The 23,802-nt window shown below is 69.7% G+C and carries 23 protein-coding genes; 8 read left to right on the plus strand and 15 right to left on the minus strand.

Annotated features, from left to right (window positions below; genetic code table 11):
* Window positions 1-25: 25 nt before the first annotated feature.
* Window positions 26-727, minus strand: a complete 702-nt coding sequence (locus WBA97_RS30080) for a hypothetical protein (RefSeq protein WP_424234332.1) — start codon at window positions 725-727, stop codon at window positions 26-28.
* A gap of 200 nt (window positions 728-927) precedes the next feature.
* Here WBA97_RS30080 and WBA97_RS30085 point away from each other — a divergent pair, with 200 nt between their 5' ends.
* The 5 genes from WBA97_RS30085 (at window position 928) to WBA97_RS30105 (ending at window position 4,398) form a co-directional block, all read left to right on the plus strand.
* On the plus strand, window positions 928-1,419 hold the full coding sequence (locus tag WBA97_RS30085) for a beta-class carbonic anhydrase (RefSeq protein WP_424234333.1): 492 nt from the start codon (window positions 928-930) through the stop codon (window positions 1,417-1,419).
* A 49-nt stretch (window positions 1,420-1,468) separates the two neighbouring features.
* Window positions 1,469-2,350, plus strand: a complete 882-nt coding sequence (locus WBA97_RS30090) for an A/G-specific adenine glycosylase (protein ID WP_424234334.1) — start codon at window positions 1,469-1,471, stop codon at window positions 2,348-2,350.
* Between the two features lie 138 nt (window positions 2,351-2,488).
* The gene (locus WBA97_RS30095) at window positions 2,489-3,541 is read left to right on the plus strand and encodes an N-acetylmuramoyl-L-alanine amidase (protein ID WP_424234335.1); all 1,053 of its coding nucleotides are present in this window, start codon (window positions 2,489-2,491) and stop codon (window positions 3,539-3,541) included.
* 19 nt (window positions 3,542-3,560) lie between these two features.
* Window positions 3,561-4,076 carry a 2'-5' RNA ligase family protein gene (locus WBA97_RS30100; RefSeq protein ID WP_424234336.1) on the plus strand — a complete coding sequence of 172 codons (516 nt, stop codon included), beginning with the start codon at window positions 3,561-3,563 and terminating at the stop codon, window positions 4,074-4,076.
* Window positions 4,069-4,398, plus strand: coding sequence for a hypothetical protein (locus tag WBA97_RS30105; RefSeq protein WP_424234337.1), 330 nt, complete (start codon window positions 4,069-4,071; stop codon window positions 4,396-4,398). The genes WBA97_RS30100 and WBA97_RS30105 overlap by 8 nt, the downstream gene beginning before the upstream one ends.
* A 169-nt stretch (window positions 4,399-4,567) precedes the next feature.
* On the opposite strand, the gene WBA97_RS30110 is transcribed toward WBA97_RS30105, so the two are convergent.
* Window positions 4,568-5,323, minus strand: coding sequence for an alpha/beta fold hydrolase (locus tag WBA97_RS30110; protein WP_424234338.1), 756 nt, complete (start codon window positions 5,321-5,323; stop codon window positions 4,568-4,570).
* An 85-nt stretch (window positions 5,324-5,408) separates the two neighbouring features.
* Between WBA97_RS30110 and WBA97_RS30115 the strand changes: the two genes are divergently transcribed.
* Entirely contained in the window at window positions 5,409-6,854 is a 1,446-nt protein-coding gene (locus tag WBA97_RS30115; RefSeq protein ID WP_424234339.1) for a M1 family metallopeptidase, read from the plus strand.
* 120 nt (window positions 6,855-6,974) lie between these two features.
* Here WBA97_RS30115 and WBA97_RS30120 read toward each other — a convergent pair whose 3' ends face one another.
* From WBA97_RS30120 to WBA97_RS30130, 3 genes are all read right to left on the minus strand, one after another.
* Window positions 6,975-7,991: an endonuclease/exonuclease/phosphatase family protein gene (locus WBA97_RS30120; protein WP_424234340.1), complete on the minus strand. Its 1,017-nt coding sequence runs from the start codon at window positions 7,989-7,991 to the stop codon at window positions 6,975-6,977.
* Window positions 7,984-8,193, minus strand: a complete 210-nt coding sequence (locus tag WBA97_RS30125) for a hypothetical protein (protein ID WP_424234341.1) — start codon at window positions 8,191-8,193, stop codon at window positions 7,984-7,986. The genes WBA97_RS30120 and WBA97_RS30125 overlap by 8 nt, the downstream gene beginning before the upstream one ends.
* Window positions 8,194-8,684: 491 nt before the next feature.
* A complete protein-coding gene (locus tag WBA97_RS30130) occupies window positions 8,685-11,240 on the minus strand; it encodes an ATP-dependent Clp protease ATP-binding subunit (protein WP_424234342.1) in 2,556 nt (851 codons plus the stop codon).
* A gap of 280 nt (window positions 11,241-11,520) precedes the next feature.
* Here WBA97_RS30130 and WBA97_RS30135 point away from each other — a divergent pair, with 280 nt between their 5' ends.
* Window positions 11,521-12,354, plus strand: coding sequence for a (2Fe-2S)-binding protein (locus tag WBA97_RS30135; RefSeq protein WP_424234343.1), 834 nt, complete (start codon window positions 11,521-11,523; stop codon window positions 12,352-12,354).
* A 421-nt stretch (window positions 12,355-12,775) separates the two neighbouring features.
* On the opposite strand, the gene WBA97_RS30140 is transcribed toward WBA97_RS30135, so the two are convergent.
* On the minus strand, window positions 12,776-13,756 hold the full coding sequence (locus WBA97_RS30140) for a DUF5937 family protein (protein ID WP_424234344.1): 981 nt from the start codon (window positions 13,754-13,756) through the stop codon (window positions 12,776-12,778).
* A 65-nt stretch (window positions 13,757-13,821) separates the two neighbouring features.
* Here WBA97_RS30140 and WBA97_RS30145 point away from each other — a divergent pair, with 65 nt between their 5' ends.
* Window positions 13,822-15,036 carry an MFS transporter gene (locus WBA97_RS30145; protein ID WP_424234345.1) on the plus strand — a complete coding sequence of 405 codons (1,215 nt, stop codon included), beginning with the start codon at window positions 13,822-13,824 and terminating at the stop codon, window positions 15,034-15,036.
* 33 nt (window positions 15,037-15,069) lie between these two features.
* Here the strand turns inward: WBA97_RS30145 and WBA97_RS30150 are convergent, their stop codons facing one another.
* The 9 genes from WBA97_RS30150 to WBA97_RS30190 all read right to left on the minus strand — a co-directional run bounded on the left by WBA97_RS30150 (window position 15,070) and on the right by WBA97_RS30190 (window position 23,755).
* Window positions 15,070-15,420 (minus strand): histone-like nucleoid-structuring protein Lsr2, encoded by a 351-nt coding sequence (locus WBA97_RS30150; protein WP_424234346.1) that lies wholly within the window; start codon window positions 15,418-15,420, stop codon window positions 15,070-15,072.
* A gap of 127 nt (window positions 15,421-15,547) precedes the next feature.
* Entirely contained in the window at window positions 15,548-17,050 is a 1,503-nt protein-coding gene (gene lysS, locus WBA97_RS30155; RefSeq protein WP_424234347.1) for a lysine--tRNA ligase, read from the minus strand.
* Between the two features lie 242 nt (window positions 17,051-17,292).
* Window positions 17,293-17,781, minus strand: a complete 489-nt coding sequence (locus WBA97_RS30160; protein ID WP_424234348.1) for an N-acetyltransferase family protein — start codon at window positions 17,779-17,781, stop codon at window positions 17,293-17,295.
* Entirely contained in the window at window positions 17,778-18,554 is a 777-nt protein-coding gene (locus WBA97_RS30165) for a type III pantothenate kinase (protein ID WP_424234349.1), read from the minus strand. The genes WBA97_RS30160 and WBA97_RS30165 overlap by 4 nt, the downstream gene beginning before the upstream one ends.
* A 5-nt stretch (window positions 18,555-18,559) precedes the next feature.
* Window positions 18,560-19,033, minus strand: coding sequence for an aspartate 1-decarboxylase (panD, locus tag WBA97_RS30170; protein WP_424234350.1), 474 nt, complete (start codon window positions 19,031-19,033; stop codon window positions 18,560-18,562).
* A gap of 1 nt (window position 19,034) precedes the next feature.
* Window positions 19,035-19,910 carry a pantoate--beta-alanine ligase gene (gene panC, locus WBA97_RS30175; protein WP_424234351.1) on the minus strand — a complete coding sequence of 292 codons (876 nt, stop codon included), beginning with the start codon at window positions 19,908-19,910 and terminating at the stop codon, window positions 19,035-19,037.
* Window positions 19,907-20,821 carry a Rossmann-like and DUF2520 domain-containing protein gene (locus tag WBA97_RS30180; protein WP_424234352.1) on the minus strand — a complete coding sequence of 305 codons (915 nt, stop codon included), beginning with the start codon at window positions 20,819-20,821 and terminating at the stop codon, window positions 19,907-19,909. Before WBA97_RS30180 ends, panC begins: the two co-directional genes overlap by 4 nt.
* A gap of 36 nt (window positions 20,822-20,857) precedes the next feature.
* Complete coding sequence (locus WBA97_RS30185; RefSeq protein WP_424234406.1) at window positions 20,858-21,976, minus strand: PrsW family intramembrane metalloprotease; 1,119 nt, start codon at window positions 21,974-21,976, stop codon at window positions 20,858-20,860.
* Window positions 21,977-22,294: 318 nt separating this feature from the next.
* Window positions 22,295-23,755 (minus strand): DUF6779 domain-containing protein, encoded by a 1,461-nt coding sequence (locus WBA97_RS30190; protein WP_424234353.1) that lies wholly within the window; start codon window positions 23,753-23,755, stop codon window positions 22,295-22,297.
* Window positions 23,756-23,802: the final 47 nt, after the last annotated feature.

The raw sequence follows: 23,802 nt of genomic DNA on the forward strand, positions 1-23,802 counted from the left end.
CGACAGTTTTGGGCGGGCGCCTAGGCTACGTCAGCACGAGCTGCGTTGGCGCGCCTGCCAGCGGGCCCAGCTTGCCCACCACCTGGTAGGTGCCCGCCGGGACCGGCTTGCGCTCCAGCGGGCAGCCGGGCGCGGACGTCCGGCCCGCCCATTTGACCGAGAACTCGACCGGCTGGTTCGGCGGCAGCACCCGCACGTCCTGCGCGGGCGGCTTGTAGCAGTCATTGCTCGACCACAGCCGCGCGCCGTCGGCACCGAGCAACAGGATCTCCCGCAGCGTGCGGCTCACGTCCCTCGTGCACGGCACCGGGCCCGCGTTGACGACCCGCAGCTTCAGCAGCGGCAGCGCGCCGACCCGGTAGGACGGCACCTCCGGTGCCGCCACGACCTTCGTCACCGCGTCCGGGCACGCGGCGGGCGGGACGGGCGGCGGGGCCGTCGTGGGTACCGGGGACGCGGCGGGGCGTGGCACCTCCGACATCGGCTCCTCCGGCACTGGGCTCGGCGCGGCCGCGCGACGCGACGTGGTGCGAACGCCGCTGGGCACCACCGCGCCACCCAGCTCCGACGCGCTCGTCGCGCCATGAACGGGGTGCTGGTCGTCCGACTCGACGAGCCTGCCGATGACCCACGCCAGCAGCAGCACAGCGAGCACCGAACCGACCGCCGCGACAACGCGGCGGCGCCAGTACACGGACTGGGGCAGCGGTCCGCTCGGTTCGACCATGACCAGAAGGTAGTGCCGCCCCACCGCATGCACCTGGATCTCCGACGGACCCGAAAGGAGGATATTTTCCCAGGTGTGAGCACGGAGAGTTGTTGTCGACGACACGTTGCCCTCGGCTCGCACCCTTGCTCCAATTGGTGTCGAGCGGGTTTCCAGTGCTTGAGCGCAATGTGGGCACGGCGAGACACGGGAGCTGACGAATGACCGCGATCGACGATCTCCTCCACCGGCACGTGACCGGTGTCGACCTCGGCGCGCCCGAGGTGCCGACACCGGTGCCATCGCTGCACCTGGCCGTCGTGACCTGCATGGACGCGCGCATCAAGGTGTTCGACGTGTTCGGCCTGCGCCACGGCGAGGTGCACATCCTGCGCAACGCGGGCGGTGTCGTGACCGACGACGTGATCCGCTCGCTCGCGATCAGCCAGCGCAAGCTCGAGACGCGCGAGGTGATCATCATGCAGCACACCTCGTGCGGCCTCTCGCTGATCACCGAGGACGAGTTCAAGGACGAGCTGGAGCAGGACACGAAGCTCCGCCCGCCGTGGTCGATCGAGGCGTTCCGCGAGGTCAAGGACAGCGTGCGGCAGTCGGTGGAGCGGGTGCGGCGCAGCCCGTTCGTGCCGTACCGCGACAACGTCCGCGGGTTCGTCTACGACGTGCACACCGCGGATCTGACCGAGGTTCACTGAGCGGCACACCGACGAGCTGACCGGGATGTGCTGACGTAGCATCGCGGCGATGACCATCGACGCGACGGTGCTGACGGACTGGTTCGCCGAGAAGGCCCGGGACCTGCCATGGCGCGGCCCCGACTGCTCGGCGTGGGGCGTGCTGGTCAGCGAGATCATGCTGCAACAGACCCCGGTCGCCCGTGTCGAACCGTCCTGGCACGAGTGGATGGCCCGCTGGCCGGTCCCGTCCGCGCTCGCCGCCGCCACCCCCGCCGACGTGCTCCGCGCGTGGGGCAAGCTCGGTTATCCCCGCCGTGCGCTGCGGTTGCGTGACGCCGCGGCCGTGATCGCCGCCGAGCACGGCGACGTCGTGCCATCCGATGTGGACACGCTGCTGGCGTTGCCCGGCATCGGCGCGTACACCGCGCGTGCGGTCGCCGCGTTCGCGTACCGCAGGCGCTGCCCGGTCGTGGACACCAACGTGCGGCGCGTCATCGCCCGCGCGGTGCACGGCGCGGGCGACGCGGGGCCCGCGTCGAACACCCGCGACATGGCCGACGCGGAGAAGCTGCTGCCCGCCGACCACGAGCACGCCGCGCGGATGTCGGCGGCACTGATGGAGCTGGGCGCCATCGTGTGCACGGCACGCAACCCGCGCTGCGCCGACTGCCCGGTGTTCGACGCGTGCGCGTGGCAGCGCAACGGCAGGCCCGCCTACGCCGGACCCGCGAAGCCCGTGCAGAAGTTCGCTGGCACGGACCGCCAGGTGCGTGGTCTGCTGCTGGACGTCCTGCGGGACACCTCGGTCCCGGTCCCCAAGACCCGGCTGGACGTCGTCTGGTCCGACGCGGGGCAGCGGGACAGGTGTCTCGACTCGCTGCTGGTGGACGGCCTGGTCGAACAGACCACCGACGGCTTGTTCGCGTTACCCGGAGAGCACCGCCACTGAGCGGAGCTTCGCCACTGAGAATCGGCAACCAAATTCTCTGGCAATTGGGGAACTCTTGTCTTCGAGGTAGCCACGGCACTACGTTCGGAATGCCAGTCACCGATCTGGGCCGAACGGCCCCAGTCGAGGGAGATCGAGATGGCCGTATCCCGCCGTGCCCTGTTGAGGGGCGGCTTCACCGTCACAGCGATGGGCGCACTGGGCGCGTCGACAGCGCCACTGGCGTTTGGTGAGGTCAGAGCCAGCACCGCCAACGCCGTCGAACGTCCGCGCATCCACACGTGCAACGAGTGGGGCGCTCGCCCGCCGAACGGCACCATCACCGTCGAGAACCACAAACCGACCTACATCGTCGTCCACCACACCGCGGGCGGAAACTCGTCCGACACGTCGCTGGCGCACGCGTACCAGATCTCACGCGACATCCAGGACTTCCACATGGACGGCCGCGGCTGGATCGACACCGGCCAGCAGCTCACCAACAGCCGGGGTGGGCACGTCACCGAGGGTCGCCACCGCAGCGTGGAGATCCTTGACGGCGGCACGAGGCACGTGCAGGGCGCGAACGTCGGCGACCACAACAGCGAGATCATCGGCATCGAGAACGAGGGCCTCTACTCCACAGTGGACGTCCCGAATGCCCTGTGGAACTCGCTCGTGCAGCTGGTCGCGTACATCGCCCAGTCGTACGGCATCTCGCCGGACATGATCCGAGGGCACCGCGACTTCAACGCCACCGAGTGCCCCGGCCAGGTGCTGTACGAGCGCCTGCCGGAGCTGATCGAGGCCGTCCGCGGCGCCCTGGGGGCCTCACCCGCCGCCGCCGCCGCTCCGCAGCTCACCTGGCCCCTGCTGAAGCCGGGCGAGCGGAGCGACAAAGTCCTTGCCGCGCAACACCTCCTGCGCGCACGCGGCGTGGACCTCAAGGCGGACGGCGTGTTCGGTGCCGCGACGTTCGACGCGGTGTCGCGGCTCGCGGCCGAGAACGGCGTGGCGTACGAACCCTGCTACGCCAGCCGGACCGCGGACGAGAGCGGCTTCATCGGCGTCACCACATGGCCGCTGCTGGTGCGCACCGTGCTGGCAGGCGACACCGGTGAGGCCGCGAAGGCCGCGCAGGTGCTGATGTCCGCGCGCGGCCGGCAGATCGGCACCGTCGACACCGCGACCTGGCAGCGGCTGCTCGCCTGACACCTGGCACCCTGCGTGCATGGCGCAGGCGCTGGAGTTCCACTTCGACGGCGACGCGGACGTCGCCGTACGAGGACTGTGGCGGAGGCTGGCGGACAACGGCGTCCCCAGCCCCGCCACATCACCACACGTCACGTTCGCGGCCGCCGGCACGATTCCCGCCGCCATCCGCGGCGCGCTGCGGGAGGACCTGCGGCTGCTGTCGATCCCCTCGTTGTGGCTGTCGATCCTGACCGCCGCCGAGGGTGAGCTGGCACTGACCGCGGTCGTCGACACCGAACTGCTCGCCGTCCACTCCGCGATCCACGACGTGCTGGCGAAACGGGTGAAACAGCCGGTCGCGCGGTATTTGCCGGGTTCGTGGATGCCGCACTGCGTCCTCGCCCGCGACCTCGAGCCTGCTCAGATGACGGCAGGCTTCGCGGCGCTCTACCCGGTAGGGTCGATCAAGGCAAGGATCACCGAGATCGTGGTCGTCGACACCCACACGGGTGAGGCTGACGTCCTGCGCGATCTGGAGGACGGGCATGAGTGAAGAACTGCGCACGGTGCGGGACACCCTCATCGAGGAACTGCGCCGGTCGGACACGCTGACCGTCGCGGGACGGGCCCTCTTCGCCCGCTACTCGGCGATGTGCGAGGCGGCGGCCGGCGCGGCCGCCACACCACCGCCCGCCAACGAACCCGCGCCACCGCCCCGGCCCGTTCGCCGCACGGCCGCGGAGGAGGAAGAGGAGTTCGGCAGCTCGTTCATGGTCCGGCCCACCGCGGCGCAGTCGAAGATCCCCGGCTACCGCGAAACACCCGCCGACCCACCCGCCGACCTGCCACGTTCCCTACGGGAGCGCCGCCGCTAGCAGGACCCACCCCTGCCCGATAGATCTTTGTGCGAGGGTCCGGGCCTGACCAACAGCGACCCCAGGGGAACGTGACGGCACCCAGCCACCAACCACCCACGGGCCGAGGATGCGCTGGGTCGAGACCGACACTTTGAAATGCCGGGGAGGCGGACTAGCACCGACACTTTTAATGGCGGGGAGACGGACTAGCCAGGAACGCCTCTACCGCGCCCCGGTACACGGCGGGCCGGTCGTGGTGCACGACGTGCCCGGCACCCTCGACGACCAGGTGACGCACCTCGCCGCCCGCTCGTTTCGGCAGTTCGGCCATCTGCCCCGGCGGCATGGCACTGTGCCCGGCCTCGATCGCCAGCATCGGGCAGCGGACCCGCCCGACGAACGGCCAGTAGTCGCGGCGCCCCCACTCGCTCGCGATCTCGTACAGGTCCTCGAGGTCGGCGATCAGGTGGTAGCCGTCGGCGCGTTCCTCGACGCACTCCGTGAACCAGTCGCCGAGGTCGCCGAAGAACTCCCGCACGTGTGCCAGTGACCGGAACGGCACCGGCCACGACTCGAAGTACGCCTTCCACGGGTCGACGGTCTTGCCGCGCTGGTCAGGGGCGATGTCCTCGACGACGACCGCGCGGACCAGGTCCGGGTGGGTGGCGGCGAGGCACCACGCGTGCAGCCCGCCCATCGAGTGGCCGATCACGGTCGACGGGCCCAGGTCGCGCAGGACCAGCGCCGCGTCGTCGACGAAGTCCTCGGTGCGCCAGCCGCCGCCCCGGTGCGGGCTGCGGCCGTGGCCCCGCGCGTCGAGCCCGACGACCCGGCCGTAGGCGGTCAGCCACCTCGCGGTGGACCACCAGGTGGTCGCGCGGCCCATCAGGCCGTGGAGGAGCAGGATGCCGGGGCCTTCGCCGCCGAACTCGACGATGTGCACGCCTGATGGATACACCGAGCCAACCCACGCATCACATCCGGTCGGTCATGATGTCCGGGTCGCCGACGATCGGGAGCTGTTCACCATGCACCACCGCACGGCCATGCGCGTTGTCTGCCTCACGCTGGCCGCGACGGGTCTCGCCGCCTGCACGGTCTCGCGGTCGAACGAGTCGTCGCCGGCCCAGGACGAAGCGCCACCCGCGGCCGAGGCCCCCAGCGGCGACGGTGCTGGCGATCCGTACTACCCGGAGGACGGCAACCCCGGCTACGACGTGACCGCCTACCACGTGCAGATCAGCTACGACCCGGGGAAGAAGACGCTGCAGGGCGACACGCTGGTCACGGCGAAGGCGAGCGCGGCGCTGCCGAAGTTCAACCTGGACCTGCTCGGCCTGGACGTCTCGTCGGTCTCCGTCGGCGGCGCAGAGGCCAAGTTCACCCGCGAAGGCGACCACGAACTGGTGATCACCCCGGCGAAGCCGGTGGCGAAGGGCGACTCCTTCGAGACGCGGGTGAAGTACGACGGCACTCCGGACGGCGCCCAACAGGGTTCGCTCGGCGAGAACGGCTGGCAGCCGTCGGCCTCCGGCGGCGCGTTCGTGGCGGGCGAGCCCCACTCGGCGACGTACTGGTTCCCGGCGAACGACACCCCGAAGGACAAGGCGACGTTCAAACTGGACGCACGCGTCCCGAACGGGTGGAGCGTGATCTCGAACGGTGTCGAGTCCCCCGCCACGCCGGGTAACGACGGCTGGACCACGTACCACTGGAACGAGCCCACCCGCATCGCGACGTACCTGACCACGGTCGGCATCGACAAGTGGACCTTCGAGCGGTCCACACTCGACAGCGGCACCCCGGTGGTGAGCGCGTACGCGCCGGGCGCGGAGGACAAGATGTCGGTCGAGTCGAGGCTCCCCGAGATCCTGACGTTCCTTGAGTCGAAGTTCGGCCCGTACCCCCAGTCGGCGGCGGGCGGGATCTACATCAACGAGAACATCGGGTTCTCGCTGGAGACCCAGGGCAGGCCCATCTACGCGGCGTGGGCGGAGGAAGCGGTGGTGGTGCACGAGAACGCGCACCAGTGGTACGGCAACTCCGTTTCGGTGTCCGAGTGGAAGGACATCTGCCTGAACGAGTGCTTCGCGAGCTACGCGCAGTGGCTGTGGGACGAGGCGAAGTACGGCGTCAACCTCGACGAGCAGTACCGGACCGAGGTCGCGAGCGGGCATGAACTGTTCGCGGAGAAGCTGTACGACATGGGCGCGGGCAACGAGTTCGGCGCCGTGTACGAGAAGGGCCCGCTCGCACTGCACGCACTGCGCCGCGAGATCGGCGACGACGCGTTCAACCGGGTGCTGAAGGAATGGCCGGCGAAGCACCGCGACGGCAACGCGTCCTGGCCGGACTTCGAGAAGTTCGTGTCCGAGACGGCGGGCAAGGACCTGACGGCGTTCTTCGAGGCCTGGTTCCGGACCGACACGGTGCCCGGGGACGAGTTCCTGTACCCGGGACCGCTGCGACGGTAGCGAGTTGTCCACAACGGCCTGACCTGTGCACAGCACGCGTCGACGGCCCCGGAAACTGTCACCCCTCGCCGCTACGCTGGATATCGGGGGGCCGACGGCCGCGCCCGCGCTGGGCACGCCCTACGGGAGGATCACCTCGGCCATGATCGCGCGGTGGTCGCTGTTGGGCAGGTCGAAGACGGCGTAGCTGCTGATCGCGCAGCGGGCGTCCGTGACGATGTGGTCGATCGTCAGCGGCGGGCCCGTCGGCCATGACGACCACGTCGCGAGCAGGCCCTTGCCCGTCTCCTCCCCCGCGTCGGCGTAGCCGTGGTCGACCAGGTCGCGGAACGCGGCGTGGTCGAGTGTCGCGTTGAAGTCGCCCGCCAGGATCCGTGGCCGACTGTCCGATGTGGACTTAGGCAGGTCGGCCAGCTCGGTTCGCCATGTGCGGGCGTCGCCGTCCGTCATCGGCGGCTGGACGTGTATCGCGGTCACTTCGAGATCGTCGTTGCCCGGCAGGTCGACGACCGTCGACGGTTGCGACAACGTGCTGTCCTCGACGAGAACGATCTGGCGCAGCGGCACGTTCGACGCGATGCCGGCGCCATCGCCGCCGGGCCGATCGTCGAACACCCGGTACGGCAACGCTTTCGCCAGCCCCGCACTGTCCAAAGCGGACACCGCGGTGGGGGTCAGTTCCGGCATCGCGAGAATGTCGACCTTGTGCCGCCGGACGAGGTCGACGAGCGTCCGCGCGTCGGCCTGGCCGAGGTGGAGGTTCGCGGCCATGATCCGCAGGTGCGGGCCCTTCGCGGCCGGTTGCTCCTCCGCCAGGAACCGCGGCCCGAGGAGCGACGCCAGCGACAGGGTGACGACGAGGACCACCAGCCCCAGCACCCACCGCCGCAGCAGGAGGGTGAGGAACGTGAGCATGACGGCGCCGGCGACCACGTACGGCGTGAGCGTCATGGCGCCGACGAGGAACACGTTGTTCTCGAGGCTGAGCACGCGGACGACCCCGTATCCGAGGATCGCCAGCGCGAGGAGGGTCAGCAGGAACGTGACCTTGCCGCTCCGGCGGCGCGGTTCGGGTTCCGTTGGGTAGTCGACGGGGTCGTAGTCGACGTCGGCGGTGGCCTGGCTCCACCTAACCATGGCGTTCGTTGCCCCGTTTGTAGTTGCCGGTGGCGCGGGCGAGAAGGTGCTGAGTCTCGTCGTCGGCTGCGTGTTCGAGGCGGCCGAGGAGCTTGGCGGCGGTGGCGCCGCGGACCGTCGTGACGACCCGGCCGCCACGGGAGACGTGCAACTGCCCGTCCTTGGTGACCCGCCAGTCGAACGGGTCGTCCTCAAGCCCCATGGGTACAGCTTGCCTGAGGTTGGGTGGGACGCGCCGCTGGTTTGCGCCGTGTCGCGGGCCTCCGCCCCCCGGAATCCAGCGTAACGGGCTGGGGCGACGGTTCCGGGTTGTCCCCAGGCTGACTGTGGACAACTGCGTCGGCTGTGGATAACTGGGGTCACTGAGCGTTCGGGCGACCCGTTGTGTCGGTGCCATGCCGTAGCGTGGTTCGAGGGGGCCGGAGGCCGGCCAGCCACCGCGCCAGGCGCAGCTGGGCGGCGTGGAACCCTTACAGGGCTTGAAATTCGAGAGGCGCGGATGCGCGTGCGCGTCCGGCGGCGGGGTTGGCCTCCGGCCCCGGTTGCCAGCCTACGGGAGGGCACCGACAGTCACTGCGGGTTGTGGGCAGAGCTGTGGACAACTGCCTTGGCTGTGGACAACCCCTCGGGTTCGGACAAAGCAGAAGGCCGCGCCCCTCTCGGAGCGCGGCCTTCCGTTTGCCTCAGATCAGATCAGGCGGTCTCAGCGTCGTCGCTACCGGCTTCGGCACCGCTCGACGCGGCCATGTCGACCGGCGGGGCGTCCGGAACGTTGGCGGGCTTGGGCTCACCGCGGAAGGTGAACTTCGCCTTGTCCGTGGACGTGCCTTCCTCGCCGTCCCAGCCTTCGACGTCGACGATGATGATCTGGCCGGCCTGGATCTCGCCGAACAGGATCTTCTCCGACAGCTGGTCCTCGATCTCGCGTTGGATCGTGCGGCGCAGCGGCCGGGCGCCGAGGACCTTGTCGAAGCCGCGGGTCGCGAGCAGCTTCTTCGCGGCCGGGGTCAGCTCGATGGCCATGTCCTTGTTCTTCAGCTGCGTCTCGACGCGGGTGATCATCAGGTCCACCATCTTGACGATCTGCTCTTCGGTGAGCTGGTGGAACACGATGATGTCGTCGATACGGTTGAGGAACTCCGGCCGGAAGTGCTTCTTCAGCTCGTCGTCGACGCGCTGCTTCATCCGGTCGTAGGTCTGGCCCTCACCACCGCTGGAGAAGCCCAGGTTCACCGCCTTCGAGATGTCCTGCGTGCCCAGGTTCGACGTGAAGATGATGACGGTGTTCTTGAAGTCGACCGTGCGGCCCTGACCGTCGGTGAGACGACCATCCTCGAGAACCTGCAGGAGCGTGTTGTAGATCTCCTGGTGCGCCTTCTCGATCTCGTCGAACAGGACCACCGAGAACGGCTTCCGGCGGACCTTCTCGGTCAGCTGACCACCCTCCTCGTAGCCCACGTACCCGGGAGGGGCACCGAAAAGCCGCGAGGCGGTGTACCGGTCGTGGAACTCACCCATGTCGATCTGGATGAGCGCGTCGTCCTCACCGAACAGGAAGTTCGCCAGCGCCTTGGACAGCTCGGTCTTACCGACACCGGACGGGCCGGCGAAGATGAACGACCCGGACGGGCGCCTCGGGTCCTTCAGGCCGGCGCGGGTGCGGCGGATCGCCTGGGACACGGCGCGGACCGCGTCCTCCTGACCGATGATCCGCTTGTGCAGCTCGTCCTCCATGCGGAGCAGACGCGTGGTCTCCTCCTCTGTGAGCTTGAACACCGGGATGCCGGTCCAGTTGGCGAGGACCTCGGCGATCTGCTCGTCGTCGACCTCCGCGACGACGTCCAGGTCACCGTCCTTCCACTGCTTCTCCCGCTCCGCCTTCTGGCCGAGCAGCGTCTTCTCCGAGTCACGCAGCTTGGCGGCCCGCTCGAAGTCCTGCGCGTCTATGGCGCTTTCCTTCTCACGGCGCACGTCGGCGATCTTCTCGTCGAACTCGCGCAGGTCCGGTGGCGCGGTCATGCGGCGGATCCGCATCCGGGCGCCTGCCTCGTCGATCAGGTCGATCGCCTTGTCCGGCAGGAACCGGTCGTTGATGTACCGGTCGGCGAGCGTCGCCGCGGCCACCAGCGCCGGGTCGGTGATCGTCACACGGTGATGCGCCTCATACCGGTCCCGCAGGCCCTTGAGGATCTCGATCGTGTGCTCCAGCGTCGGCTCACCGACCTGGATCGGCTGGAAACGGCGCTCCAGCGCGGGGTCCTTCTCGACGTACTTGCGGTACTCGTCGAGCGTGGTCGCGCCGATCGTCTGCAGCTCACCACGAGCGAGCATCGGCTTCAGGATCGACGCCGCGTCGATCGCGCCCTCCGCGGCACCCGCACCGACGAGCGTGTGGATCTCGTCGATGAACAGGATGATGTCACCGCGGGTCCGGATCTCCTTGAGGACCTTCTTCAGCCGCTCCTCGAAGTCACCGCGGTACCGCGAACCGGCGACCAGGGAGCCGAGGTCAAGCGTGTACAGCTGCTTGTCCTTCAGCGTCTCCGGCACCTCGCCCTTGACGACCATCTGCGCGAGACCCTCGACCACAGCCGTCTTACCGACACCGGGCTCACCGATCAGCACAGGGTTGTTCTTGGTGCGGCGGGACAACACCTGCATGACCCGCTCGATCTCCTTGGCCCGCCCGATGACCGGGTCGAGCTTGCCCTCCCGCGCCGACGCGGTCAGGTTGCGACCGAACTGGTCGAGCACCAGCGAGGAGGACGGGGTGCCCTCGCCGCGGCCGCCGGTCTCCGCGGGCTCCTTGCCCTGGTAACCGGACAGCAACTGCAGCACCTGCTGGCGCACACGATTCAGATCGGCGCCGAGCTTGACGAGCACCTGCGCGGCGACACCCTCGCCCTCCCGGATCAAACCCAGGAGAATGTGCTCGGTACCGATGTAGTTGTGACCGAGCTGCAGCGCTTCCCGCAGCGACAGCTCGAGGACCTTCTTGGCCCGTGGGGTGAAGGGGATGTGCCCGCTCGGCGCGTGCTGGCCCTGGCCGATGATCTCCTCGACCTGCTGCCGCACGCCCTCCAGGGCGATTCCCAGCGACTCGAGCGCCTTGGCGGCGACACCCTCACCCTCGTGGATCAAACCCAGGAGGATGTGCTCGGTGCCGATGTAGTTGTGGTTGAGCATCCTGGCCTCTTCTTGGGCCAGCACAACCACCCGCCTCGCGCGGTCGGTGAACCTCTCAAACATCTGCACTCCTGACTGCTGCGCCGGCGGCCCTTAAACCACCGCTCGTACCCGGGCGGTGGGTCAGCACCGTGAAGACCACTGTAGTCGTCCAGCTTGTTGCTCTCAGTACCACTTGCGGCTATCCGTGAGCTTCTCAGGGAACAACGTGCGACAACGAGGTCGGATTCCGCCAGAGCCGGATGTCCGCTGAGCGCGAACACACATGAGGCCAGTTCGCGATGATCTTGTTAGTGGGTTAAAGTTAGGGAAGGCTCACCTAACGAAGCACCCGGAGACGCCCATGCGGACCAGTTCAAGCCTACGGCTTGTGACTGACGCGCGCGCGCCCTCCCTTGTCGAATCCGTCACACGGGCCGCTTCGCGCCAGGTCAGGACCGAGGTCCGCGTCGGCCTCCCGGAGGACTCCGCCGGCTGGGTGAACTGCGCGGAACTACTCTCCGCACCCGACGGCTTCACCATGTGGCGCCAGGAACTCGCAGGTTGGCTGCATGACCGGTACAGCGAGGCCCCCGAACGGACCACAGCGGGTTACGTGATGTCGTGGTACTTGGGCGTGCCCGGATACCTCGCGACACTGCTCTTCCACCATGAGCGCCGGGTGCCGTCACTGCGGCCGGAGCACCTCGCCTTCCACAAGGCTCGACCGAGACCCCACCCAGACTCCATCGCCGTTCTGGACGAGAGCTTCGTGTGCCTGCCAGACGACCCGGCAGCGGGCACGCCCAACGCGACGGTCGTGCCGTCGGAGAAGGCGCTCGCCGCGGTTCTGCGCGGCCGGTTCACCGCGCACGCGGCCCGGTTCGTTGCCGCGTTCAGCGGGACCGTGCGCTTCGGCAGGCACACGCTGTGGGCGGCCGCGACGGACGCGCTCGACCACTCCATGTGGCTCGTCGGCCGGTACGCGGGCGATGAGACGGCCGGGGTGCTGGACGCGAACCTGCTGCTGCCGGACCGCTACGCGCCACTGACGTCGGCGTCGACGCTGCGCCCTGTGGTCGGCGACGACGGCAGGACGGAGTGGACGCGGCGGCGGGAGGCCTGCTGCTTCCACTACCTGATGGAGGCCGGGCAGGGCGTGTGCGGAACGTGCCCCCGGGTCTGCGCCAAGCGCTAAAAGTCGAACACGACGGTCACGCCGGTCGAACACGACGGTCTCGGCGGTCGTGCCGGTTGAACGCGCCGGTCGCGCCGGTTGAACGCGCCGGTCGCCGGTCGAACACGGCGGTCGTGCCGGGTTGAACACGGCGGTCGTGCCGGTTGGACACGGCGGTCGTGCCGGTTGAACACGGCGGTCACGCGGGTCGAACTCGACGGTCGTGCCGGTCGAACACGGCGGTCGCGCGGGTCGAACTCGACGGTCGTGCCGGTCGAACACGACGGTCACGCCGATTGAACGCGCCGGTCGCCGGTCGAACACGGCGGTCGTGCCGGTCGAACACGACGGTCACGCCGGTCGAACTCGACGGTCGCGCGGGTCGAACACGGCGGTCGTGCCGGTTGGACATGGCGGTCGTGCGGGTTGGACTCGCGGGTTTTCATGGGGTGGCGCCGGTCAGGGCGTCGCCCAGTGGGGTTCTGCGGTAGAGCACCGAGCGGCCGGAGCGGGCCCTTGTGACCAGGCCCGCGTTGCGTAGTACCGCCAGGTGGTCGCCGACCGCGCCCGTGGCCATGCCCAGTGACGTCGCCAGCTGGGTGGTGCTCGCCGGGTCCGCCAGGGCCGACAGCAGCCGCGCCCTGGAGTTGCCCAGCAACGACGCGAGCGCGTCCGGTGGGGTCGCCGGGCCCGGATCCCACAGCGCTGCCGTGCCGCGTGCCGGGTAGACGAGTGTCTTCGGCCACGGCGGGTCCGTGTACGCGCCGATGTGCGGCCACACGAACACCGCGGGCACCAGCAGCAGGCCGGCGCCGTCCAGCTCGTGCGTGCTGTCACCGAACCTGCTCAGCTCCAGCGCGCCGTCGCGCCACCTCAGGCGTTCGTGCAGACCCGCGAACGCGGCCTGCCAGCCGCCGGTGCTGAGCAGGCCGCCCCGGTACACGACGTCGCGCTCCAGCACCGCACGCAGCGTCGGCCAGTCCGGGGCGACCAGCTCATGCCATGCCGCCTCCATCGCGTCCGCCAGGATCGTGGCCACGTTCTTGTCGGCCAGCACGGCAAGCACCCTCGGATCGCTGGTCGGGCGGCGGGAAAGGCAGTCGGCGATCTCCTTTCGTGCCTGCGCCAGCGGCGTCATCCTGATCGCGGCGACGTCGTCCCCGATGGTCTGGGCCATGCTCGACGGCGGCTGCGCGACGAACGCCGGGCCGTAGCGCTCGCTCTGCAGCGCCAGCACCGCGTCCAGCGCCGTCTCCGCGCGCAGTCGGTGGAAGGCAGGCGTCAGGCGGGCCGCCCACGCCGGTGGCAGCGCCGCGCGTCTGCGGCCGACGAGCTTGCGCAGCAAGTTCTCCAGCTCGGTCACAGGGGACAACGCGAACCTGCTGTTCAGCAGGTCGTCTCGGCCGGCCACGAACCTCAGCACGCCGTGACCTTACGCCGGTGCACGAAAAAATGGAGACAAGATCCCCCACGGCAGAAGCTGTGCCGGTGAGCGAACGAGCTACCTTCCGTCAGGTCCTTTCCGTGCCCGTCTTCCGCACGGTGTTCTTCACCAGGGCCCTCGCGATCGGCGCCGACACCCTGCGCACGGTCGCCCTGTCCGTGCTGGTCTTCACGACCACCGGGTCGGCGCTGCTCGGCGCGATGACGTTCGGCGCATCGTTCCTTCCCCAGGTCATCGGCGGCCTCTTCCTCGGCGCCCTGCCAGACCTGGTCCGGCCGCGGCTGTTGATCGTCGCCGGCTACGCGCTGGAGGCGGCAGCCGCCATGGTGCTGGCGATCGGCGGCATGCCCGTGTGGGCGAGCCTGCTGCTGGTCGCCGGCGTCGGGTGTCTCGCGCCGGTGTTCAACGGGACCGCGGGGCGGCTCACCGCGGACGTCCTGTCCGGCGACGCGTTCGTCGTCGGGCGGGGGCTGTTCCAGCTCGCCTCGTCGGGGGCGCAGGTCATCGGCATGGCGGGCGGCGGGCTCGCGGTCGCGTTCGTGGGGCCGGAGACCGCGTTGCTGGTGACCGCCGGGTGCCACGCCTCGGCCGCCCTGTGGGCCCGGCTCGCGCTGCCCGACCTGCCCGCACCGGGGCGGCAGAGTGAGCGGTCGCTGGTGCGGCAGAGCATCCACGGCGCACGTGAGCTGCTCGTCGACCCGGTGGTGCGGCGGCTGATGTTCGCGAGCTGGCTGCCGCCCGCACTGGTGATCGGCGGGGAGAGCCTGCTGATCCCCTACGCGGCCCTGGTGGACTTCCCCGACGGCGCGGCGGGTGTGGTGCTCGCGTGTATCCCCGCCGGGATGTTCGTCGGCAACCTGCTGGTGACGAGGATGCTCGCGCCGAGGACAAGGGAACGGGCCGTGCCGCTGCTGGTCGCGTTGCTCGGGGCGCCGCTCGTCGCGTTCGTCGTCGACCTGAACGCCGTGACCGCCGGGGTCCTGATGGCCGTCATGGGCGCCGGGTTCGCGTTCGGGATCGGCCTACAGGGCCGGTTCCGGGACGCCCTGCCCGACGACGCGCGTGGGCAGGCGTTCGGGTTGCTGTCCACCGGGCTGATGACGTTCCAGGGCGTCGGGCCGCTGGTGTTCGGCGGGTTGACCGAGGTCGTGCCGGTCGGCGTCGCGATGGCGCTCGCCGGTGTCGCGACCGTCGGCAGCGCGGCGTGGATCGCCGTGGCGGTTCGTCCCGCCGAAGCGAAAACGCCGGTTCCCGCCTAATGCAGGAACCGGCGCCGCACGATTGTGTGAATCTCAGGCCTGAGCGTTGTACGCCTCGGCTACTTCCTTCGGGATTCGGCCTCGATCGGAGATGTTCATGCCCTGCTTGCGGGCCCACTCCCGCATTGCCTGGTTCTGTTCCCGATCCGCGGACGCGGTGCGCGGTGCGCGGCCCGCGACGGCCACCCGGCCACCCGTGCGCTTACGGCCACCGGACCTGCGCGCGTGCTCGACGTAATCGGCCAGCGCGTCCCGCAACCGCTCCGCATTGTCATCGGAGAGGTCGATCTCGTAGAACGCACCGTCCAATCCAAACTCGACCGTCTCTCCCGCCACGGAACCATCGAGGTCGTCGACCAGGCTAACCGTAACCTTCTGCGCCATCTGCGCCCTCCTCAGGATTGCGACACGGGGACCAAGCGAACGTGCATGAGCACAGATACAAATACTCCCACTAACCAGCTTAACGCAAATCCGTGATTAGGTTAGTGGTTCCCGTGCCACGAGTTGCTCATTCTGGGCGCACCAGCGGAAACAGGATCGTCTCCCGGATGCCGAGACCGGTGAGTGCCATGAGCAACCGGTCGACACCCATTCCGACGCCGCCGCTGGGCGGCATTCCGTACTCGAGTGCGCGCAGGAAGTCATCGTCGAGACGCATCGCCTCGGCGTCACCACCGGCGCGCAGACCGGCCTGTTCGGTGAGTCGCTCACGTTCCACGACCGGGTCGACAAGCTCGGAATATCCGGTGGCGAGCTCAAAACCCCGGACGTAGAGATCCCATTTTTCGGCGACGCCGTCGATACTGCGGTGCTGGCGGGTCAGCGGTGAGGTCTCGACCGGGAAATCACGAACGAACGTCGGCGCGTACAGCTTGTCGCCGACCAGGTGCTCCCACAGCTCCTCGACCATCTTGCCGTGGCCCAGCTTCGGATCCACCTCGAGTTCCAGGTCGCCGGCGTGCTTGTGCAGCAACTCGGCTGGGGTTTCCGGGGTCACCTCGGAGCCGAGCGCCGCCGACAGCGACGAGTACATCGACAGGTTTTCCCACTCGCCGGAGAAGTCGTACTCCTCACCGTTCGCGAGCGTGACCACCTGCGTACCGAGCGCTGCCTGCGCGGACTCCTGGATGAGTTCGCGGGTCAGCACGGCCATCGAGTCGTAGGTCTCGTAGGCGGCGTAGAACTCGAGCATCGCGAACTCGGGGGAATGTGATGAATCGCTGCCCTCGTTGCGGAAGTTACGGTTGATCTCGAAGACCTTCTCGATACCGCCGACCACGCAGCGCTTCAGGAACAGCTCCGGCGCGATGCGCAGGTACAGGTCCATGCCCATCGCGTTCGAGTGTGTGACAAACGGACGCGCGGTGGCGCCGCCGTGCTGGGTCTGCAGCATCGGCGTCTCCACCTCGGTGAATCCCCTGCGGTGGAAACTCTCACGCAATGCGCGGACCACCCCCGCGCGGGTACGCACGGTTTCCCTGGCCTGCGGGCGCAGGATCAGATCGACATACCGCTGCCGAATCCGGGTTTCCTCGTTCAGGTCCTTGTGCGCGACCGGGAGCGGCCGCAGCGACTTGGCCGCGATTCGCCACTCGTCGGCGAGAACGGACAGCTCGCCACGGCGTGAGGTGATTACCTCGCCGAGGACGAAAACGTGATCACCGATGTCGACGATGGTCTTCCAGTCCGAAAGGGCTCCCTCACCCACCTTGTTCAGGCTCAGCATCGCCTGCAGTTCGGTGCCGTCGCCCTCCTGCAACGTCGCGAAACAGAGCTTGCCCGTATTGCGCAGAAAGATGACGCGGCCAGTGACACCCACCACATCACCGGTCGAGGTGTCGGAGGCGAGGTCCGAATACGTCTCACGAATCTGTCGCAGGGTGTGGGTGCGCGGCAGCTCGACCGGATATGGATCCACGCCGTCGGCAAGCAGCCGGGCCCGCTTCTCGCGACGGACCCGAAGCTGCTCAGGAAGGTCGTCGGGCTCCGGTACCTGCGTTTCGTCGGTCACAGTCGAACAGAGTAATGCGTGTGTTAACGGGTTAGTTTGGGTGCCATGGCGGACGAGTTGTACCTCGCGCGGGCACGTTCCTTCGGGTCCCACGCGGCCGACTACGCAGCGCACCGGCCGGACTACCCGGTGGACGGCATCCGCTGGGCGCTCGGTGCCGCGGACGAAGGCCGGGGAGTTCGACGTGCCGTTGACTACGAAGATCGTGCGCGCCGGGCGGCGATGAGGCCCGGCGGTCGCGGTCAGAGTCGCCGGGCCATGAGCACGTCGTCGACGAGCTTGCCGTCCAGCATGAACTCGCCGCGCAGCACGCCCTCGACGACGAACCCACAGCGCTCGTAGAGTCGCCGGGCGCCCGCGTTCTCACCCAGCACCCGCAGCGTCACCTTCTTGGCGCCCCGCCGGACCGCCTCCGCCACCGCGCCCTTGACCAGTGCCAGACCGACGCCCCGGCCCTGCGCCGACGGGTCGACGGCCAGCCCGTTGATCTCCAGCACGTGGGCGTGCGAGGGCAGCGGGATGCTCTGGTGCAACGACACGTACCCGCTGACCTTCCCGTCGATCTCGGCCACCAGGTAGCTGTCCGGGCCTCGGCCGTCCACAAAGAACGACGAGCGTTCCTCCCTGGTCGGCGCCGGCGCCGGGGAGACCACCGGCGTCCACGTCACGAAGTCGATCTCCAGCAGGGCGGCGCCGTCGCCATCGCGAGCCGCGCGGATGTCCACGGTCACCTCGTGTTGCGTTCGAAGACCAGGCGCAGCCCCAGCAGCGTCAGGTCGGGGCGGTGGTCGGTGATCGTCTCGGAGTCGTCGACCACCAGCGGGGCGAGACCGCCGGTCGCGATCACCGTGACCTCGCCGGGGTGGGCGGTGCGGTGCAGCTCGTCGACGATGCGGCGCACGAGCCCGTCGACCTGGGCGGTGAAGCCGTACATGATGCCGGACTGCAGGCACTCCACGGTGTTCTTGCCGATCACCGACTTCGGCCGGACCAGCTCCACCTTGCGCAGCGCGGCAGCCCGCGACGCGAGCGCGTCCACCGAGATCTCGATGCCGGGCGCGAACACGCCGCCGAGGAACTCGCCCTTCGCGGAGATCACGTCGATGTTGGTGGACGTACCGAAGTCGACGACCACACACGTCGTCTCGTGCAGGTGGTGGGCCGCGAGCGTGTTGATCACCCGGTCGGCGCCGACCTCCTTCGGGTTGTCCACCAGCAACGGGACGCCGGTCCGCACCCCTGGCTCGACGATCACGCGCGGCACCACGCGGTAGTAGCGGCCCAGCATCACCCGCAGCTCACGCAGCACCGCGGGCACCGTCGACAGCGCGGAGACGCCCGTGACCTCGTCCGCGTGCTCGCCGAGCAGCCCGCGCATGGTCAATGCCAGCTCGTCGGCCGTCATCTGCGGGTCGGTGCGCATCCGCCAGTCACGGACCAGCTCGGTCCCCGCGTACAGGCCCAGTGCGATGTTGGTGTTGCCGACGTCGATCGCGAGCAGCACCGGGGTCAGCTCTCCGAAGCCAGCAGCGCGTCGAGCATCGCCGCGTCCGCGGTCTCCGCCGGTGTCGTCATCGGCATCGCGCCGCTGACCAGACCGTGCCCGTCCGGCACGTGTGCGGGCACGGAACCCTTGTCGACGATCGTGTTCGCCTCGTCGACGAACACGACCCTCGGCCGGCAGGCGGCGGCCTCGGCGTTGTCCATCAGGCCGTACGCGATCAGGATGACGATGTCGCCGGGGTGCACGAGGTGCGCGGCCGCGCCGTTGATGCCGACGACGCCGCTGCCCCGCTCGCCGGTGATCACGTACGTCTCGAGGCGGGCGCCGTTGGTGACGTCGACGATCGTCACCTGCTCGCCCTCCAGCAGGTCCGCGGCCTCCATGAGGTCCTGGTCGACGGTCACCGAGCCGACGTAGTGCAGGTCGGCCTGTGTGACGGTCGCGCGGTGGATCTTGGACTTGAGCATCTTGCGGAACATGTCAGTCCTCCCCCTGTCCAAGCAGAACCTGGGTGTTGTCGATGAGCCGCGTCGAGCCGACCCGCGCCGCCACCAGCAGCCGGGCGTCACCGCGCTCCGGCGCCGGACCGAGGTCGGCACCACGCAGCTCCAGGTAGTCGACCGACAGGAGCGGCTCCTTGTCGAGCACCGCCCGCGCGGACTCCAGCACGATCGCGGCACCACCCGCGCTGACCCGCGCACCCGCCGCGAGCGCCGAGGACAGGGTGATCGCGGCCGCGCGCTGGTCGTCGTCGAGGTAGGCGTTGCGGGAGGAACGGGCGAGCCCGTCTGCGTCCCGCACGATCGGCACGCCGATGACCTTCACGTCGAGGTTGAGGTCGCGCACCAGCTTCCTGACGAGCGTGAGCTGCTGGTAGTCCTTCTCACCGAACACCGCGTAGTGCGGCTGGATGATCGTGAACAGCTTGGTCACCACGGTCAGCACCCCCGCGAAGTGACCGGGCCGGGACGCGCCCTCCAGCTCACCGCCCAGCGGGCCGGGGTCGACCATGATCTCCGGGCCACCCGGATACATGTCCTCGCGCGACGGCGTGAACGCCAGCTCTACGCGTTCGTCCCCGCAGATCTTCAGGTCGGCTTCGAGCGGGCGCGGGTAGCGGTCGTAGTCCTCGTCCGGCCCGAACTGCAGCGGGTTGACGAAGATCGACGCGGCGAGCACGGTGCCCGGCAGCCTGCGTGCGGTGCGCATCAGCTGACGGTGCCCGTCGTGCAGCGCGCCCATCGTGGGCACCAGCGCGATCTTGCGGCCGACGGCACGCAACGCGCGCGCGGTGGCCACCATGTCTTCCAGTCCACTGTGGACGTGCAGCTGGCCGGGGGTGAACCTCGGCGTCATCGGCGATCCTCTCCAGTGCCGGTATCCGGGCTGGGCCGGAGTGCGGCGAAGACGTCGGGGGCGAGGTCGGCGCGCAGGAGGCCGCTCTCCTCGGCTCGTTCCGCGGTCCGCTCGGCGAGCGCGCGGTAGGTGGTCAGCATGTCCGGGGCGTGCTCGGTCAGCACCCGGAGGTGGGCCCGCACGGTGCCGACGTCACCGCGGGCGACGGGACCGGTGAGCGCGCGGTCGCCGTGGCGCAGCGCGTTGTCGAGCGCGGCGGACAGCAGCGGGCCGAGCATCCGCTCCGGGTTGTCGACACCGGCGCCACGCAACAGGTCCGCGGCCTCCGCGACCAGCGTGACCAGATGGTTCGCGCCGTGGGCAAGGGCCGTGTGGTACAGCGGGCGGGCCGAGTCCGGGATGCGGACCGGCTCCGCCCCCATCTCCACCACGAGCGCCTCACCGACGCTCCAGGCCGCCTCGTCCGAGTCCCCCGCGGTGATGCCGAAGCAACAGGTCGCGAGGCGTTCGAGGTCCTCAGCGCGGCCGGTGAACGTCATCACCGGGTGCAGCGCGAGCGGCAGCGCGCCGTGCGCCTGAGCGGGGGCGAGGACGTCGACGCCGTGCGCGCCGCACGTGTGGACGACGATCTGGCCCGGCCGCAGCGCGTCGGCGGCCGCGAGCCCGCGGACCATGCCGGGCAGCGCGTCGTCGGGCAGCGCGAGGAGCACCAGATCAGCGGCGCGGACGACGTCGTCCGGCGGGAGCAGCGGGACGCCGGGCAGCAGTTCCTCCGCGCGCAGAACGGATTCGCGGGAGACCCCGGACGCGGCGACGACCGTGTGACCGGCGCGTGCGAGGGCCGCACCGAGCACCGCCCCGACGCGTCCGGTGGAGACCACACCGACGGCAAGGCGCGCGGGCCGGTTCATACCGCCTCCCTCAACATCTCCCGGCGAAGCGTAACTTCACCTGGCTGGGTGCCGCTCCGGGGCTCGTGCGGGCAGGCCGGCCTTGGCCGCGTGCAGAACCGTGACGAGACGAGCCTCCCGGTCCGGGGCGTCCGAGCCCGCGAGTCCGAGGTGGACGGCATGCCACAGGAAGGCCAGCTCGGTGACCGCGGCCTGGTAGGCGGCGACCGCGCGGGAGGCGGCGCGGCCCTGTTTGCGCCCGGCGCGGACCCGCCAGCCGCGGCGCGCGGTCAGCGTGACGAGCCGCTTCACGTTGGCCGGGTCGACCCAGCCGCGGTCGACCATCACGGGCAGCGCGCGGGCCACGATCCGCTGCTCGCGGCGGCGGTGCCAGCTGACGAGGAACACACCCGCGATGAAGATCGGGACCATGACGAGGAAGTACACGTTGAGGAAGGTCTGCGGCGTGCCGAGCGTGGCGGCCGCGTTCCACAACGCGTGCAGCAGCACCGCGACGAGGTAGCCGGCGAGCGGTGCCACGATGCGCAGCCAGCGGCTGGACGTCCGCACCGCGACACCGATCCCGATGCCGATCATGGCCGTGAACAGTGGGTGCGTGAACGGCGACAGCACACCGCGCAGGATGAACGCGGTGACCACGCCACCCGTGCCGGGGTCACCGAAGCCGTGGTCGGCGAACGCGCGGCCGAAGTAGTAGATGTTCTCGGTGAACGCGAAGCCCGCGGCGACGAAGCCCGCGTAGACGACGCCGTCGATCACGCCGTCGAACTCGTCGCGCAGGAAGTACATGATGCCGAGGACGAACACGCCCTTGAGCGCCTCCTCGAACAGCGGCGCGGAGATGATCGCGCTGATCTTGTCGCCGCTGCCGTGGCCGAGCAGCGCGTCCCCGACGGCGGCCGCGGTGTTGTTGACCAGCAACGCGGTGATCGCGGCGACGCTCGCGCCCCACCCGAACGCGAGCCAGAGCATGCGTGCGGGCTCCGGCTCCCAGCGGTCGATCCAGAGCAACGCGGCCACGATTGACCCGACGGGCACCAGCGCGGCGACGATCCCGACCAGCTCCGCGAGCAGGCCGACGCGGGCCGTGGACATCGCGAGGAGGGTGAGGCCACACCCCGCGAGAGCCACGAGCGCGGCAACGGGCAACAACACGGTCTGCCGACGCGGTGTGTGCCGATGCGGCGGCCGGGCAGGGTGCACGGGGGTCACCCTAAGGCCTGCCCGGTTTGCATGGTCCACACACCGTTTGTCCACAACACGACCGGTTGTCCACAGGCAAGATCGACATCAGCCCCTCCGTCGGTGAGTGCCGGTAGACTGGCAAGGCGGGACGCCCCCGGGAACGGGTGGGGGTTGGCATCCGGGCAATTCGCGAATTTTCGCAGGTCGGGCGGAGTTTTCGTCGGGTGCGCCGGGGATCTCGGCAGCGGCGGGCTCGGTCACCGACGCATGTGATCGGCCGTCCAGCGGTCAGTCCTCGCGGCGACGCCTGCGGCGCGGGCTCGAGTCCAGGCCGTGGCTGGCGAGCAGTTCGCTCACCGAACGACCCGCGGCGTGGGAACCGGTCGGCTCCTCCGTCCTGCCAACGGTCTCCTGCCACGACGGCTGGCCCTCCGCGCGGCGCCTGCGCCCACCACCGGACTCCTCGACGGGCTCGGCCCGGTGGTGGCGGCGGCCCGGCGGCTCCTCCGCCCGGTACTCGGCGCCACGCCTGCTCGGCCGGTCGTTCAGCGCCTGGCCCGGCGTGCTGTCCGGCTCCGTCCGGATCGGCGGCACGTACGCGCGGCCCGAGTACGTCGACTCGGCAGACTGCGGCTGGTTGTACTGCGCGAGCCAGCTGGTCTGCTCGGCCTTGGTGCCGAACGGCACGCCTTGCTCGAACGCCTTCTGCGCGGCTTCCTCGTGCCGCGTCTCCCACGACGGGCCCCACTCCGGCTCGCTGTCGTCCCACCCTGGCGCGGGCCTGCGCGGCGGCGTATCGGCCGGACGCTGCGGCTCGGGCCTGCGCGGCTGCTCGACGCGGCGCTGCGGTTCCTGGCGGCGCGACGCTGGCGCCGACTGGGCACCGGTTTCGGCTAGCCCATCCGACACGAACCAGCGGTCGGACATCTCGGCCGGGTGCTCCACGAACCGCGGCGGCCGCTCCTGCTGCCGCGCCGCGGCGGGCTGGACGGACTCCGGCCGCTTCACGGGCATCACCGGATCGGGTGTCAGCCGATCAGGATGGGGCGAGCGCTCGGGACGGCGGGGCGCCGACGACGGACGAGCGTCGGTGACCTTCGGCTCCTGGCGGCGCGGCTGGGGCTCGCGGCGCGGCACCTGGTGCACCTCGCGGATCCGCTCGATCAGCTCGGTCTCGGCCTCACGCACGATCGGCGGGACGACGATGTCGGGCTGCCCGGAGCGGGCGGCCGGCAGGCGCTTGAGGTCGCCGGGCACGGCGAGAGAACGGTCGTCGCCAAGCGAGCGCATGCGGGTCGACTCGGCGCGCAACGCGTACCGCTCGACCAGGAACTCGCCGCCGAGCAGACCTTCCAGGGTCTGCCGCATCTTCTGCAGTTCGTCGCGCAGCGCCGTGATGTCGTCGCGCGAATCCTCCTCGGCCTGGCGTTTCGCCTCCGCGGCGACCTCGAGCTCGTACTCGCGGCGGGCGGCGACCTCGCGCTCGAGCTCCAGCTCGTAGATCTTCTGCCGCTCGGCCGCGGCGTCCCGATGGTCGGCCACCTGCCTGCGGTACCGCGCGGCGACGAATGCACCGCCGAGCGCTGCCCACAGTGCGGCGACGATGCCGAGACGCAGCCATTTCTGCTCGTCGGTCAGCACCAGTAACCCGGTGGCCACGACAGCGAAGAGCACGGCGCCCGCGAGTAGCACGCGCCCGCCGAATGAGCCGGCCTCAGGCTCGTGGGAGGAGTCTCGGCGGGCGGTCATGGCACATACCGTACCGGTCCGTTATAAGGACGAGACCATTACGTTTC

Source organism: Actinophytocola sp. (assembly GCF_049647105.1).
Lineage (GTDB): Bacteria > Actinomycetota > Actinomycetes > Mycobacteriales > Pseudonocardiaceae > Actinophytocola.